The 15,242-nt window shown below is 71.2% G+C and carries 15 protein-coding genes; 12 read left to right on the forward strand and 3 right to left on the reverse strand.

The annotated features are described in order from the left end of the window. Positions 1-18 precede the first annotated feature (18 nt). Complete coding sequence (locus JYK04_RS21455) at positions 19-1,485, forward strand: aminopeptidase P family protein (RefSeq protein WP_189737805.1); 1,467 nt, start codon at positions 19-21, stop codon at positions 1,483-1,485. Positions 1,486-1,556: 71 nt separating this feature from the next. On the opposite strand, the gene JYK04_RS21460 is transcribed toward JYK04_RS21455, so the two are convergent. Then, entirely contained in the window at positions 1,557-2,000 is a 444-nt protein-coding gene (locus tag JYK04_RS21460) for an ATP-binding protein (RefSeq protein WP_189737807.1), read from the reverse strand. Between the two features lie 200 nt (positions 2,001-2,200). Between JYK04_RS21460 and JYK04_RS21465 the strand changes: the two genes are divergently transcribed. The 9 genes from JYK04_RS21465 (at position 2,201) to JYK04_RS21505 (ending at position 12,021) form a co-directional block, all read left to right on the forward strand. After that, a complete protein-coding gene (locus JYK04_RS21465; protein ID WP_189737809.1) occupies positions 2,201-3,034 on the forward strand; it encodes a hypothetical protein in 834 nt (277 codons plus the stop codon). A gap of 108 nt (positions 3,035-3,142) precedes the next feature. Then, positions 3,143-3,868: a YcnI family copper-binding membrane protein gene (locus JYK04_RS21470; RefSeq protein WP_189737812.1), complete on the forward strand. Its 726-nt coding sequence runs from the start codon at positions 3,143-3,145 to the stop codon at positions 3,866-3,868. A gap of 69 nt (positions 3,869-3,937) precedes the next feature. After that, positions 3,938-4,591: an SCO family protein gene (locus tag JYK04_RS21475; protein WP_189737815.1), complete on the forward strand. Its 654-nt coding sequence runs from the start codon at positions 3,938-3,940 to the stop codon at positions 4,589-4,591. After that, complete coding sequence (locus JYK04_RS21480; protein WP_189737819.1) at positions 4,588-5,067, forward strand: copper chaperone PCu(A)C; 480 nt, start codon at positions 4,588-4,590, stop codon at positions 5,065-5,067. The genes JYK04_RS21475 and JYK04_RS21480 overlap by 4 nt, the downstream gene beginning before the upstream one ends. Before the next feature lie 22 nt (positions 5,068-5,089). After that, positions 5,090-7,147, forward strand: a complete 2,058-nt coding sequence (locus tag JYK04_RS21485) for a copper resistance CopC/CopD family protein (protein ID WP_189737822.1) — start codon at positions 5,090-5,092, stop codon at positions 7,145-7,147. Further along, complete coding sequence (efeB, locus tag JYK04_RS21490; protein ID WP_373297441.1) at positions 7,144-8,430, forward strand: iron uptake transporter deferrochelatase/peroxidase subunit; 1,287 nt, start codon at positions 7,144-7,146, stop codon at positions 8,428-8,430. The genes JYK04_RS21485 and efeB overlap by 4 nt, the downstream gene beginning before the upstream one ends. Before the next feature lie 42 nt (positions 8,431-8,472). After that, complete coding sequence (gene pheA / locus JYK04_RS21495) at positions 8,473-9,408, forward strand: prephenate dehydratase (protein ID WP_189737828.1); 936 nt, start codon at positions 8,473-8,475, stop codon at positions 9,406-9,408. Between the two features lie 526 nt (positions 9,409-9,934). Then, the gene (gene serS / locus JYK04_RS21500) at positions 9,935-11,212 is read left to right on the forward strand and encodes a serine--tRNA ligase (RefSeq protein ID WP_189737831.1); all 1,278 of its coding nucleotides are present in this window, start codon (positions 9,935-9,937) and stop codon (positions 11,210-11,212) included. Then, positions 11,209-12,021, forward strand: coding sequence for an HAD family hydrolase (locus JYK04_RS21505; RefSeq protein ID WP_189737834.1), 813 nt, complete (start codon positions 11,209-11,211; stop codon positions 12,019-12,021). The genes serS and JYK04_RS21505 overlap by 4 nt, the downstream gene beginning before the upstream one ends. Before the next feature lie 137 nt (positions 12,022-12,158). On the opposite strand, the gene JYK04_RS21510 is transcribed toward JYK04_RS21505, so the two are convergent. Next, positions 12,159-12,701, reverse strand: a complete 543-nt coding sequence (locus JYK04_RS21510) for a hypothetical protein (RefSeq protein WP_189737837.1) — start codon at positions 12,699-12,701, stop codon at positions 12,159-12,161. Between the two features lie 163 nt (positions 12,702-12,864). On the opposite strand from JYK04_RS21510, the gene JYK04_RS21515 reads away from it, so the two are divergent. Both JYK04_RS21515 and JYK04_RS21520 read left to right on the forward strand, forming a co-directional pair. Then, entirely contained in the window at positions 12,865-13,860 is a 996-nt protein-coding gene (locus tag JYK04_RS21515) for a sensor histidine kinase (protein WP_189737840.1), read from the forward strand. 10 nt (positions 13,861-13,870) lie between these two features. After that, entirely contained in the window at positions 13,871-14,530 is a 660-nt protein-coding gene (locus tag JYK04_RS21520; protein ID WP_189737842.1) for a response regulator, read from the forward strand. 7 nt (positions 14,531-14,537) lie between these two features. Here JYK04_RS21520 and JYK04_RS21525 read toward each other — a convergent pair whose 3' ends face one another. Further along, positions 14,538-15,173, reverse strand: a complete 636-nt coding sequence (locus tag JYK04_RS21525; RefSeq protein WP_189737845.1) for a rhomboid-like protein — start codon at positions 15,171-15,173, stop codon at positions 14,538-14,540. Positions 15,174-15,242: the final 69 nt, after the last annotated feature.

Raw genomic sequence — 15,242 nt, forward strand, 5'->3', positions numbered from 1 at the left:
CGTAGCTGAGGAGAAGACGTGGCTGACGAGCTCACCCCGGAGACCCCGGAAGAAGAGCAGCCCAAGAAGACGCACAAGCAGCGCAAGAACGGTCTGTACCCGGGCGTCAGCGACGAACTCGCCGAGAACATGCGCAGCGGCTGGGCCGACACCGAGCTGCACGGACTGGAGCCCATCGCCCAGGCCGCCCACACCCTCGCCCGCCGCGACGCGCTGTCCCGGCGCTTCCCGGGCGAGCGCCTCGTCATCCCCGCGGGCCGTCTGAAGACCCGCTCGAACGACACCGAGTACCCCTTCCGGGCCTCGACCGAGTACGCGTACCTCACCGGCGACCAGACCGAGAACGGCGTCCTGGTCCTGGAACCCAGCGGGGCGACCGGTCACACGGCGACCGTCTACCTGCTGCCGCGCTCCGACCGGGAGAACGGCGAGTTCTGGCTGTCCGGCCAGGGCGAGCTGTGGGTCGGCCGCCGGCACTCCCTCACCGAGGCCGAGCAGCTCCTGGGCATCCCCGCGCAGGACGTCCGCAAGCTCGCGGAGGCCCTCACCGAGGCCGAGGGCCCGGTCCGCGCCGTGCGCGGCCACGACCCGGTGATCGAGTCCGCCCTCACCGACAAGGTGACCAAGGAGCGCGACGAGGAACTGCGCGTCTACCTCTCCGAGGCCCGTGCCGTGAAGGACGCGTTCGAGATCGGCGAGCTGCAGAAGGCCGTCGACTCCACGGTCCGCGGCTTCGAGGACGTCGTGAAGGTCTTGGACAAGGCCGAGGCCACGTCCGAGCGCTACATCGAGGGCACCTTCTTCCTGCGCGCCCGGGTCGAGGGCAACGACGTCGGCTACGGCTCCATCTGCGCCGCCGGCCCGCACGCCTGCACCCTGCACTGGGTCCGCAACGACGGCGACGTCCGCTCCGGTGACCTGCTGCTGCTCGACGCCGGTGTGGAGACCCACTCCCTCTACACCGCGGACGTCACGCGCACGCTGCCGATCAACGGCACGTACACCGACATCCAGCGCAAGATCTACGACGCGGTCTACGCGTCCCAGGAAGCCGGCATCGCCGCGGTGAAGCCGGGTGCGAAGTTCCGCGACTTCCACGACGCCTCCCAGCACGTGCTGGCCGAGAAGCTCGTCGAGTGGGGCCTGCTGGAGGGCCCGGTCGAGCGCGTCCTGGAGCTGGGGCTGCAGCGCCGCTGGACCCTGCACGGCACCGGCCACATGCTCGGCATGGACGTCCACGACTGCGCCGCCGCGCGCACCGAGGCCTACGTCGACGGCACGCTGGAGCCGGGCATGTGCCTGACCGTGGAGCCGGGTCTGTACTTCCAGGCCGACGACCTGACCGTGCCCGAGGAGTACCGCGGCATCGGCGTCCGGATCGAGGACGACATCCTCGTCACGGAGGACGGCAACCGGAACCTGTCCGCCGGACTGCCGCGCGCCTCGGCCGAGGTCGAGGCCTGGATGGCGCGCCTGAAGGGCTGACGCCTGCGCATCGCGCACCGGTGGGCGGGATTCCTGTACGGGGTCCCGCCCATCGGCGTTCCCGGGAACGCCTACGACACCCTCAGCAGCGCGTCGTCGCGCCACTTCAGCATCTTGTCGAAGCTCACCACCGCACCGCGGCCCGGCCGGTTGCGGAAGCGGACGTGGTCGGCGAGTTCGGAGATCAGGTGCAGGCCCCGGCCGTGTTCGGCCAGGGAGGGTCTGCGGCGGGCCACCGTCGCGGGCGGGAACCCCGGACCGGAATCGGTCACCTCGATGCGGCAGCAGTCCCCGTCCAGATAGGCCGTGACGTGGTACGCCTCGGTATCGTCCGGGATTTCGCCACCCCCGCCGTGCTCCACCGCGTTCGCACACGCCTCGCTCAGCGCCACCGAGAGATCGAAGGAGATGTCCGGGTCCACCCCCGCGGTCTCCATCGTCCCCAGCAGCAGTCGCCTGGCGAGCGGCACGCTCGCGGCTTCGCGCCTCAAGTGGAGAGACCACCAGATGCTCATACGGTTACCTATTGCCGCCCGCGAGGGGGCGTAAGCGCCCTGCGGCCGTCCGAGACCTCAATGCGCCCGTACGGCCGATGCGGCTCTCCCGGAGAGCGGTGTATGCGGCGGGCCCGGACGGTCCTCGCACAGGGGACTCATGCGGACCTTCCGGACCTGCCGTATGAAGGGCCTGAGCACAGTGCGATGATGACCCGGCCATGTCTGACCCCCACGCGACGCACGCCGGAGCCGGCCTCCGGCTGATCCGGGCCGCGGTGTTCACCGCGGTCTGTGTCGTGCTGTCCGCGACCGGGCACGCCCTGGCGTCCTGCGCCACCGTGCCCTGGTGGTCCCTCTGTCTCGGCTTCCTCGCCGTCTTCGCGGTCGCCGCCCCGCTCGCGGGCCGTCGGCGGTCGCTGCCCGGCATCGCCGCCGGGCTCGCCGCCGGACAACTCGGCCTTCACGCGATGTTCGGCCTCGGCCAGCACAGCGCCGCGGCCGCCCAGGCACCGGCCGGCTCCGCCGACGCCTCGCTCGCCGAGCTCGCCGCGCGCCTGGTGTGCGGGGGCAACTCCGTACCGCTCAGCCCGGCCGACGCCCGGCAGATCCTGGAGGCCGCGGGCCTGGACCCGGCCGCCCTGGCCGAGCAGGCGGCACAGGCCGGGCAGGTCGCGGTGCAGGGGCACGGCGCGCACGCGCACGTGGCCCAGGCCGTCACCGCGGCGCCCGCCACCGGCCTGTTCAGCCCGGCCATGCTGGCCGGCCACCTGCTGGCGGCACTCGCCGCGGGCTGGCTGCTCGGCCGCGGCGACGCCGCGCTCTTCCGGCTGGTCGAGCTGTCCCGTCGCTCGGCCGAAGCCGCCCCGATCCGGCCGCTGCGCGCCGCGCTGGCCTTCGTACGCGCCCTCGGCGCCGGGCTCCCGGGCTCGGCCACCCGTATCCCGCAGGACCCGCGGACCGGGTCCGACCCCGCCCCCTGCACGGGGCGGGAAGCACTCCAGCACACGGTGATCCGGCGCGGCCCACCCGTGGCACTCGCCCTCGCAGCCTGACGCGGCACCCTCCTTCCCGGCCACAGAGCGGGATACCGGTGCCGCGAACTCCGCGCGCGCCCGTGCGCGGAGCCACCGCCACCACTGCTTCCGTGGAGTGTTCCTGCCATGAAGACCTCTCGCGTCTCCATCGCCGCCGCCATCGCCGCCGGTTCCGTCCTCGTCCTCTCCGGCCCCGCCTTCGCCCACGTCGGCGTGCAGCCCGCGGGTGAGGCGGCCAAGGGCGGCTACGCGACGATCAACTTCAAGGTCCCCAACGAGCGGGACAACGCGTCGACCACCCAGCTGGAGGTCAGCTTCCCGGTCGACCAGCCGCTCAGCTCCGTGATGCCGCAGGACGTCCCCGGCTGGACCGTGACGGTCGAGAAGAGCAAGCTCGACAAGCCGCTCACCGTGCACGGCAAGCAGATCAACGAAGCCGTCACCAAGGTGACCTGGTCCGGCGGCAAGATCGAGCCCGGGAAGTTCCAGCAGTTCCCGCTCTCCGTGGGCAAGCTGCCCGAGAACGCCGACCAGATGGTCTTCAAGTCCATCCAGACGTACGACAACGGCGAGGTCGTCCGCTGGATCGAGGAGGCCAAGGAAGGTGCCGCGGAGCCGCAGAACCCCGCGCCCGTCCTGAAGCTGAGCGCCCCCAAGGGCGACGACCACCACGACAGCGGTGCGAAGGCCGACGAGCCGAAGAACACCGACAAGGACGCCGAGCACGGCCACGACAAGGCCGCCGCCGAACACGGCTCCGACACCACCGCGCGCGTCCTCGGCATCGCCGGCATCGTCGTCGGACTCGGCGGTGTCGCCTTCGGCATCGCCTCGCGCCGCCGCTCCGCCTGACCTGCCGCGCCCATGGGCGCTGCCGTTCCGAAACGTCCGTAGCATCCCCGATCCCAGGGACATTTCTTCATGCGCACCACACGTGTGACGGTCGCCGCGCTGCTCGCGGCGGCCGCACTCACCCTCACCGCCTGCGGCGGTGAGCCCGCCAAGACCGGCGGAGTCACCCAGATCTCCGGCGGTCAGAACAGCAACAAGGCCGCGACCCTCCTGGACCGCCCCTTCACCAAGCCGGAACTCGTCCTCACGGACACCAGCGGCCAGCCGTGGAACCTGCGTGAGCAGACCAAGGGCAAGCCGACCCTCATCTACTTCGGCTACACCAACTGCCCCGACGTGTGCCCGCTGACGATGAGCAACATCGCCGTCGCCAAGAAGGCACTCCCCAAGGCCGACCAGGACAACCTCCGGGTCGTCTTCGTCACCACCGACCCTGCGAGGGACACTCCCGAGTCCCTCGGCGCGTGGCTCAAGATGCAGGACCCGTCCTTCACCGGACTCACCGGGGACTTCGCGACCATCCAGGCCGCCGCACGCACGCTCGGCATCGGCATCGACCCCGCCGCGACGGGGGCCGACGGCAAGGTCGTCTCCATGCACGGCGCCCAAGTCATCGCGTTCTCGCCGAAGACCGACGAGGGGTACGTCCTCTACGGCGAGAGCACCACCGTGGACGACTACACCAAGGACCTGCCGAAGCTCATCAAGGGGGAGAACCCGTGAACGCCCGCACCACCCGCACTCTCGCCGCCGCGCTCTCCCTGACGGCAGCGCTCGCCATATCCGGCTGTTCCGGGAAGGCCGAGCCGAGGATGACCGTGAGCGGCGCGTTCATGCCCCAGCCCGTGAACGACAAGATGGCCGGCGGGTTCATGGTCATCAAGAACGGCTCCGAGACCGCCGACAAGCTCACCGGCGTCACCTCCTCGCTCTCCGACGATCTCCAGATCCACGAGACCAAGGACCAGAAGATGCAGCAGGTCCAGTCGATGGACGTGCCCGCGAACGGCGAGCTCCGGCTGGAGCGCGGCGGCAACCACATCATGTTCATGGGGCTCAAGAGCACTCCCCGGGTCGGCGAGAAGGTCACCGTCGAGCTCCGCTTCGAGAAGGCCGCTCCGGTCAAGGTCGAGCTGGACGTGAAGGACCGGACGTACAACCCTCAGGCTCCGGCAGACACGTCCGGCAACGCCCACTGACGGACCGAGGAGCTGACACGCCATGACGGCCACCGCCCCCGCCCTCTCCACGGCCCGCGCCACGGCATTCCTGCCGCGGCTCGCGCTGGTCCTCGCAGCCCTGCTGGCAACCCTGTTCACCGCGGCCTCACCGGCCACGGCGCACGCCGCACTCACCGCGAGCGACCCCAAGGACGGGGCGGTGGTCGCCACGGCCCCCGCCCAGGTAACGCTCTCCTTCTCGGAGCAGGTCGCCATGGGGGACGACTCCATCCGCGTGCTCGACCCCCAGGGCAAACGCGTGGACACCGGTGAACTGCGCGACATGTGCAGCGGGAACACCGTCCGCTACGGCACCGCGCTGCACGCCGGACTGCCGAACGGCACCTACACCGTCGCCTGGCAGGCCGTCTCGGCCGACAGCCATCCGATCTCCGGCGCCTTCACCTTCTCCATCGGCGCGCCCTCGGCCACCGATGTCACCCTGCCCACCGCGCAGGCCGGCGGCGGACCCGTCGGGATCGCGTACGGGATCGCCCGCTACGCCGCCTACGCAGGGTTCACCGTGCTCGTGGGCGGCGCCGCCTTCATTCTGCTGTGCTGGCGCAGGGGCGCCGCCGAACGGCCGCTCCAGAAGCTCGTCGTGCGTGCCTGGGTCACCCTGACTGCCGCCACCCTGGCCATGCTGGTGCTGCGGACTCCGTACACGGGGTCCGGCAGCTTCTCCGATGTCTTCGATCTCGACGGGCTCCGGGCCGTCCTGCAGACCAAGACCGGGGCCTCGCTCGTCTCCAGGCTGCTCCTGCTGGGCGCGGCCGCCCTCTTCGTCGCGGTCCTCTTCGGCGTCTACGCGCGCCGCGTGGCGGGCCACGGACCCGATGAGGCCGACCGGACCGAGCGGGAGACCGACGGGCCGGACCAGGCCGACGGGTCCGACGAAGCCGATCGGTCCGACGAAGCCGATGGGGCCGAGAGGCCGGACGACACCAGCGATCTCACCTTCGGGCTGGCCATCGGCGGCGCCGTCGTGTCCGGCGGTATCGCCGCCACCTGGGCGCTTTCGGAGCACGCCTCGACCGGGATCCAGCCCGGAATCGCCATGCCCGCCGACATCCTGCACCTGATGGCGGTCGCCACGTGGCTCGGTGGTCTCGCCGCGCTGCTCGTCGCCCTCCACAAGGTCCCCGGGATCGAGCGCGCGGCCGTCCGCCGCTTCTCCCGGGTCGCCTTCGTCAGTGTCCTGGTGCTCGCCGTCACCGGCGTCTACCAGTCCTGGCGCCAGCTCGGCAGCTGGTCCGCCCTCACCGGCACCGACTACGGGCAGCTGCTGCTCCTGAAGATCGGCCTGGTCGCCGTCCTGCTCGGCATCGCCTACGTGTCCCGCAGGTGGACCGCGCGGCTCGCCGATGCCCCTGCGGACGCCGCCGTCGGCTCCGTCGGCTCCGTCGGCTCCGTCGGCTCCGTCGGGCAGACCCCGGAGGATGTTTCACGTGAAACAGAGCCCGTGCCGGCTCCCGTCCCCGCGGACCCGGAGCGCGCCGCCCAGCTCGCCCGGCAGCGGGCCGCACGCGAGAGCGCGCTGGAGAAGCGGGTACGGGACGCGGATCCGGACCGCGCCGGCCTGCGCCGCTCCGTCCTCGCCGAGGCGGCCATCGCCGTGATCCTGCTCGCCGTCACCACCGTGCTCACCAGCACCGAGCCCGGGCGGACCGTGGAGCGGGAGACGGGCCGCGGTTCCACCGCCACCGCCGTCCCCGACCGGGCCGTCAAGATCACCCTGCCCTTCGACACCGGCGGTCCGAACGGCAAGGGCTCCGTCCGGCTCGAACTCGACCCGGGACGGGTCGGGGCGAACACCCTGCACCTCTGGGCGGACTCCGCCGACGGCACCCCCTTCGACCTCCCCGAGATCAAGGTCGCCTTCACCCTTCCCGCCAAGGACATCGGCCCCCTGCCGCTCGTCCCCGAGCAGGCGGCTCCCGGACACTGGACCGCCTCCGGCGTCCAGCTGCCGCTCGCCGGTGAATGGCGCATCGACGTGACCGTCCGTACCTCCGACATCGACCAGACCACCGTCCAGAAGACCGTGAAGATCGGCTGACCAGCGTGACCGAGAGCAACCCCGACATCCAGATCTCCCGGCGCAGGCTGCTGGGTACCGTCGGCGCCGCGGGCGCCGTCGGGATCGCCCTCGGCGCCACGGGCGGCGCCTTGGCGCACTCCGCGCTGGACGACTCCGGGAGCGGCTCCGCCCCAGGCGCGGCCGGCGGTCCGGCCTCCCTGGGCGTCACCCAGGTGGCCTTCCACGGAGACCACCAGGCCGGCATCACCACGCCGCTGCAGGCCAAGGGACACCTCGTCGCCTTCGACCTCACCGCCGGGGCGGGCCGCACCGAGGCCGCCGCGCTGCTGCGGCGCTGGTCCGACACGGCCCGGCGGCTGATGGCGGGCGAGCCGGCCCCGGCCTCTGACAGCGGGATCGCCCTGGACGCCGGTCCGTCCTCCCTCACCGTCACCTTCGGCTTCGGCCACTCCTTCTTCGAGCGCACCGGCCTCACCGCCCGCCGCCCCGCCGCCCTCGACCCGCTGCCGGACTTCTCCTCGGACCGGCTGGACGCCCAGCGCAGCAACGGCGACCTGTGGGTCCAGATCGGCGCCGACGACGGCCTCGTCGCCTTCCATGCCCTGCGTGCCCTGCAGAAGGACGCCGGGGAGGCCGCCCGCGTCCGCTGGCAGATGAACGGTTTCAACCGGTCTCCCGGCGCCACCGGCACCCCGATGACCGCCCGCAACCTGATGGGCCAGGTGGACGGCACCGGCAACCCGAAGCCCTCGGAGCCCGACTTCGACAAGCGGATCTTCGTTCCCGGTGCGGGCCCCGGTCCCGCCGAGCACGCCTGGATGGCCGGGGGGTCCTACGCCGTCGTCCGGCGCATCCGCATGCTCCTCGACGACTGGGACAAGCAGTCCCTCGCCCAGCAGGAGCAGGTCATCGGCCGGACCAAGGCCACCGGCGCCCCGCTGACGGGTGGCGGCGAGACCACCGAGATGCAGCTCGACAAGATCGGGCCCGACGGCAAGCCCGTCATCCCGTCCAACGCGCACGCCCGGATCTCCGCCCCCGAGCAGAACGGCGGGGCCGCCATGCTCCGGCGGCCGTTCTCCTTCCACGACGGGATCGGCCCGGACGGCGCTCCCGACGCGGGGCTCCTCTTCGTCTGCTGGCAGGCCGATCCGCTGCGCGGGTTCGTACCCGTACAGCGCAAGCTCGACCGCGGCGACGCGCTGTCGGCGTTCATCCGGCACGAGTCCAGCGGGCTGTACGCGGTTCCGCCCGGGCCGCGCAGCGGCGAGTACGTGGGTCAACGGCTGCTCGAAGGATGAACAGCAACCCGGCGGTCGGCACCCCGGCATTAGGCTGATCGCATGTCAGCCACCCGCTTCACGTATCTCGGTCCCGAGGGCACCTTCACCGAGGCCGCCCTGCGCACCCTGCCGGAAGCCGCGACCCGGGAACTCGTCCCGATGGTGTCGGTCCCGGCCGCCCTGGACGCCGTGCGCAACGGCGAGGCGGCCGCCGCCCTCGTCCCGATCGAGAACTCGGTGGAGGGCGGCGTCACCGCCACCCTCGACGAGCTGGCCTCGGGCGAACCGCTGATGATCTACCGCGAGGTGCTGCTGCCCATCACCTTCGCGCTGCTCGTGCGGCCCGGGACCGCCCTGTCGGACGTCAAGACCGTCACCGGGCACCCGGTCGCCCAGCCGCAGGTGCGCAACTGGCTGCGGGCGAACCTGCCCGACGCCGTGTGGGAGTCGGCCGCCTCCAACGCGGACGGGGCCCGGCTGGTCCAGGAAGGCCGCTTCGACGCCGCCTTCGCGGGCGAGTTCGCCGCGGCCACCTACGGGCTCGTCCCGCTGGTGACCGAGATCCACGACGCGGAGAACGCCGAGACCCGGTTCGTGCTGGTGGGACGCCCCGCCCGGCCGGCCGCGCCGACCGGTGCGGACAAGACCTCCGTCGTGCTGTGGCTCGGCGACGACCACCCCGGTGCGCTGCTGGAGCTCCTCCAGGAGTTCGCGGTCCGCGGGGTGAACCTGATGCTGATCCAGTCCCGTCCGACCGGACAGGGCATCGGCAACTACTGCTTCGCCGTCGATGCCGAGGGGCACATCTCCGACCGGCGGGTCAGCGAGGCGCTCATGGGCCTCAAGCGGACCTGCCCCCAGGTCCGCTTCCTCGGGTCCTATCCGCGGGCCGGTGTCGCTCAGGGTGATGTCCGGGCTCCTCGGCCCGGGACCTCCGACGGTGACTTCACGGCCGCCTCCGACTGGCTGGGGCGTTGCCTCGACGGGCGGGCGTAGGGCGTCGTCCACTGTCCACAGAGTTATCCACAGGCGGAGATGGGAACCTGGGGACAAGTCGACAGAACGGCACGACAAGGTCGACAAATCGCCCGGGAGCCTCAGGTTTCGCTCTGGGGAGCGGGAGGTGAACGGTGTCACCTCCACATCGCCGATCAACTCTTTGGGGCGAGTCATTCCCACCCGAATGAGTGTGTGAGGGTGGTTTGAACCCTGATTCGTCCCGGCCATCCACCGATCAGGAATGATCTATTCCTGTGTCCACAGAGACGGCACACAGCCTGTGGATAAGATGCGGGCCACGGCAATTCCTGTGGACAAGAAGCCCCTCCGACCCTGTTCAGGGCCCGCCCGCCCGCCGGCATTCTGCCCCTTTTCGGGGAATGGGGCCGGTTTTCCCGACGCTCCGAGAAGGACCACTTCCGGTCAGCCGTCAAGACTTATCCATTCGTTGCAATTGGGACATAGTGACACGCAGCGTGATATCGGTGTGATCCCAGGAAGCCCAGCCCGGTAGCCTGGAGGGGTGATTGACCTCCGGCTGCTCCGTGAAGACCCTGACCGTGTCCGCGCCTCGCAGCGCGCCCGTGGAGAGGACGTCGAACTCGTCGACGCGCTGCTCTCCGCCGACGAGCGCCGCAGGTCCTCCGGCATGCGCTTCGACGAACTGCGCAATGAGCAAAGGTCCCTCGGCAAGCTCATCCCCAAGGCCTCTCCCGAGGAGCGGGCCGAGCTGCTGAAGAAGGCCGAGCACCTCAAGCAGGACGTCAAGGCGGCCGAGGCCGAGCAGAACGAGGCCGACGAAGCCGCCAAGCAGCTTCTCCTCCAGCTCGGCAACATCGTCCACGAGGACGTCCCGGTCGGCGGCGAAGAGGACTTCACCGTCCTGGAGACGCACGGCACCATCCGGGACTTCGCCACCGAGGGCTTCGAGCCCAAGGACCACCTGGAGCTCGGCGAACTGCTGGGCGCCATCGACGTCGAGCGCGGTGCCAAGGTCTCCGGCTCGCGCTTCTACTACCTGACCGGTGTGGGCGCCCTGCTGGAGCTGGCGCTGGTCAACGCGGCCATCGCCCAGGCCACCGAGGCCGGCTTCATCCCCATGCTGACCCCGGCGCTGGTCCGCCCGCGCGCCATGGAGGGCACCGGCTTCCTCGGCCAGGCAGCCGAGAACGTCTACCACCTGGAGAAGGACGACTTCTACCTGGTCGGCACCTCCGAGGTCCCCCTCGCCGCGTACCACATGGACGAGATCATCGAAGCCGAGAAGCTGCCGCTTCGGTACGCCGGCTTCTCCCCCTGCTTCCGCCGCGAAGCCGGTACGTACGGCAAGGACACCCGCGGCATCTTCCGCGTCCACCAGTTCGACAAGGTCGAGATGTTCTCGTACGTCGCGCCGGAGGACGCCGAGGCCGAGCACCAGCGGCTCCTGGAATGGGAGAAGCAGTGGCTGACCAGCCTGGAGCTGCCGTTCCAGGTGATCGACGTCGCCACCGGTGACCTGGGCTCCTCCGCCTCGCGCAAGTTCGACTGCGAGGCGTGGATCCCCACCCAGGGCAAGTACCGCGAGCTGACCTCCGCGTCGAACTGCGACAGCTTCCAGGCCCGCCGCCTGTCGATCCGCTACCGCGACGGCAAGAAGACCCAGCCGCTGTCGACGCTGAACGGCACGCTGTGCGCCGTACCGCGCACGATCGTCGCGATCCTCGAGAACCACCAGCAGGCCGATGGTTCGGTACGGGTGCCCCAGGTGCTCCGTCCCTACCTCGGCGGCCGCGAGGTCCTGGAGCCGATCACCAAGTGAGCCCGGCCCCGTTCCCGTACAAGCTCGTCGCGACCGATCTCGACGGCACGCTGCTGCGTGGCGACGACACCGTCTCGGAACGCACCCGTGAAGCGCTCGTCGCGGCCACCGCGGCGGGCGCGGCCCACATCATCGTCACCGGTCGGGCCGTGCCCTGGACCCGGCACGTACTGGACGATCTCGGCTACAAGGGGATCGCGGTCTGCGGGCAGGGTGCGCAGGTCTACGACGCGGGTGCGCACCGGCTGCTGACCTCGGTGACGCTGGACCGGCAGCTGGCCGGTCTGGCGCTGTCGAAGCTGGAGGCCGAGATCGGCCCGCTGGCCTTGGCGGCCAGCCGGGACGGGGTGGACGGCGAGGTCCTGTTCGGGCCCGGGTACCAGGTACAGGAAGGCCTCCCGGCCCTCTACCTGGAGGACGCCAAGGCGCTCTGGGCGGCTCCGCTGAACAAGCTCTACATCCAGCACCCGGAGCTGGACGACGACGCGCTCGTCAAGGTGGCCCGGGAGACCGTGGGCAGCCTGGTCGACATCGTCATGGCGGGTCCCGGCATCGTCGAGATCCTGCCGCTGGGTCTGACCAAGGCCACGGGCCTGTCGCTGGCCGCGCGCCGGCTGGGAGTGAAGGCGGCGGAGACGATCGCCTTCGGTGACATGCCCAACGACATCCCGATGTTCGGCTGGGCCGCGCACGGGGTGGCGATGGCCAATGCCCATGCCGAGCTCAAGGCGGTGGCCGACGAGGTGACGACCTCCAACGAGGAGGACGGCATCGCGGTGGTGCTGGAGCGTCTGCTGGGCGCCGCGTAGCGCGCGTGACGTAGGAGAGGTCCGGGACAGCCCGCGCCGCAAGGCGCGCTCGAAGTGGCTGCCCCGGACCTTTTGTTGCTCCCCGCACGACTCACTCTGCACCGGGCGCAGGTCCCTTACCAGCGAATTTCCGTGCATCAGCCGTGGATGCGGCGGCGGCGCCAGTAGGCGACGGTGAGAATGCCCAGCAGCGGGCCCCAGAGCAGCAGCGGCGCGTAGGTCAGGTCGAAGATCCGGAGGGCGAGCCCGGTGGGCGCATCGGGATTCGCGGCGTTGACCTCGCTCCAGGTCCAGGCGCCCAGGACCGTGATGCCGGTGAGCGCGATCGCGCCCAGCGTCGCGGGAACCACGGCCACCAGGGGGTGGATCCGGCGTCCGCCCAGCACGGGGATCCAGCCGGGCACCTCCTCGCCCCAGCGCTGGACCATACCGAGGCTCAGCAGGGCCAGGCACTCCTGCAGGATGCAGACGAAGACGAGGACCAGCGACCCGGAACCCGGGTAGTACGAGTGGTGCAGATCGCTGCCCGGCCCCCAGCCCATGGGGATGCCGACCGCGATCGCCAGCCGCCACAGGCAACTGGGAAGCACGGTCAGCGAGGTCAGCCCCGCGAGCCGGCGAAGCCAGGGGGAGACTCCGGGCACGGTGTGCGAAGCGCGAACGGCGGTGCTGGAGGTCATCTGCCAAGTCCTTTTCGGAGACTGCCGGTTGATGACTCAAGCCTGGTCGGACGAGGTCTTCGGAACCATCCGCCGATCAGCAGGCCGGCTGTCCCGCGGCGTCGGTGCCGCTCTGCCGATCGGCAGATGGCCGCACTCCGGGGTGCGCTCGTAGGGTCGGTTCATGACCGTCAGACTTCGTGCCGCGTATGCCCCGTTGCTCGCCCTTGCCGGCGTCGCCACCCTGCTCGCGGTGTTCCTGGGCGCGCCCCCGGCATGGTTGCTGATCTGTGTGGGTCTGCTGCTGGCGTTGCTGGCCCTGGTCGCCCGCTGGTCCCCGGTGCGTTCGGGGGTCGTCGCCGCCTCGCTGGGCGTGACGGCTGTCGCGGTGTGGCCGCTACCGCTGATGTGGGAGACGGCGTCGTGGCTGGAGGTCTGCGCGGCGGCGGCGTTCTGGGCGGTGCCCGCGCTCGGGGCCCTGGCGGCCGGGGGACATCTGCGCCGTCAGGCGAGCCGGATGCGCCAGGCCGTCCGGGACGGCCGGCGCGACCAGCAGCTGGAACTCGCCCGGGATCTGCACGACTTCGTGGCGCACGACGTGAGCGCCATCGTGGTGCAGGCTCAGGCGGCCAGGTTCGTGGCGGACAAGGACCCCGAGCAGGCGGTCCGCGCGCTGGAGCGGATCGAGGCGGCGGGGCTCGGCGCGCTCGCCTCGATGGACCGGACGGTGCACGCGCTGCGGGAGGCGGCCGGTGCGCGGTCCGTCTCGGTTCCGGGGACCTCGGAGCTTCCGGAGCTGGTGGAGCGGTTCGAGGGCGGGGTGCTGGAGGCCGATACGACGGCGGCCGGGGAGTTGTCGCGGGAGGCGGACACCACCGCCTACCGGGTGGCCGTGGAGGCATTGACGAACGTACGCCGGCACGCGCCCGGGGCGGCGATCGTACGGGTGCGCCTGCACCGGGTCACGGAGGGGATCGAGCTGAGCGTGGCCAACTCCGCGCCGGCCCGGGGCGCGGGCGGACTGCGGGGACTGGGACTGCGGCGGCGGAGCGGAACCGGGCTGGCCGGTCTGCGCGGCAGGGTGGAGGCGGCGGGCGGGACGCTGCGGGCCGGCGCGAGCGCCGACGGCGGGTGGCGGGTTCGCGCCGTCTTCCCGGCGCGGGGGCGCACCCTCGGGTGATCATGGCGGCGTGACCACACGCATCCTGATAGCCGATGACCAAGAGGACATCCGCAGCGGTTTCCGGCTGATCCTCGATTCGCAGCCGGACATGACCGTGGTGGGGGAGGCCGCGGACGGGGAGAGCGCCGTGGCACTGGCGCGGGAGCTACGGCCCGATGTGGTGCTGGCGGACATCCGGATGCCGCGGCTCGACGGGCTGGAGGTGACCCGGCTGCTGGCGCCGCAGACGCGGGTGGTGGTGGTGACCACCTTCGATCTGGACGAGTACGTGCACACCGCGCTGCGCAACGGCGCCTGCGGCTTTCTGCTGAAGCGGTCCGGGCCGGCTCTGCTGATCGAGGGGGTGCGGGCGGCGATGGCGGGGGACACACTGATCAGTCCGCAGATCACGGTGCGGCTGCTCAGTCGGCTGACGCAGGCGGGGCCGGTCGCCCGGCCCGCGGCGCGTCCACTGACGGAGCGGGAGGTGGACATCGTGCGCCTGGTGGCACGAGGGCTCACCAACGCCGAGATCGGCGCGGAACTGTTCATCAGCCCAGGGACGGCCAAGACCCACATCGCGAACGTCCAGGCCAAGCTGGGGGCCCGCAACCGGGTGGGAATCGCCGCCTGGGCCTGGGAGCACGGCATCGCCAAAGCGGAGCCGGAGGCTGAGGACACCCCGTAGGCCCTCGTCATGTTTCACGTGAAACAACGTTGCGGGTGAGCGGCCAGGCGAGCAGGCCGACGGAGAGCGCGATGGCGTGGCCGAGGTCCGTGAAGGTGCCGCCGGTGACCAGCGGGATCCCGAAGAAGGCGACCGCTCCGGCCAGGTAGAGCCATCTCCAGGGGCCGGGGAGCCGATAGGTGAGGACGCCGATGGAGGCCGCGAGCCCGTAGCTGACGCCGATGTCGACGACGTGGGTCATGCTGTGCGGGGCCCGGTGGTCCTGGATGGCCGTCAGGAGGATCTTCTGGCTGGCCAGGGTGGCGACGATGTGGGCGGTCGCGACGATCAGGAGCCAGCGCAGGGTGCCGAGCCAGCGTTCGACGGGGGCGTGGAACAGCTCGAAGAGCGCGGCGTAGAGAGCGAGAGAGGCCGGGTTCGCGATCCAGAAGGCACTGCTGACGAGTGCCCGGACGGGGTATTTGACGAGCTGGTTGATGTTGCTGCTGTTGCGGTGGAGCAGGACGTTGTCGACCCGGTCGGGTGCGATGGCGACGATGATGCTGGTGACGGCGATGATCAACAGCCAGATGTGCGTTCCGGGCGAGGTGCGTATCCAGGACCGCAGTGGCCTGGACGGCTCCGGCTCGGTGTGCGCGACCATGCACCGATGATGCCGCGCGAACCTGTGCCCCGCCTGGCCGGTGGGCCGGGCGGGGCACAGGTTCGTGCG

It is taken from the genome of Streptomyces nojiriensis, assembly GCF_017639205.1.
Lineage (GTDB): Bacteria > Actinomycetota > Actinomycetes > Streptomycetales > Streptomycetaceae > Streptomyces > Streptomyces nojiriensis.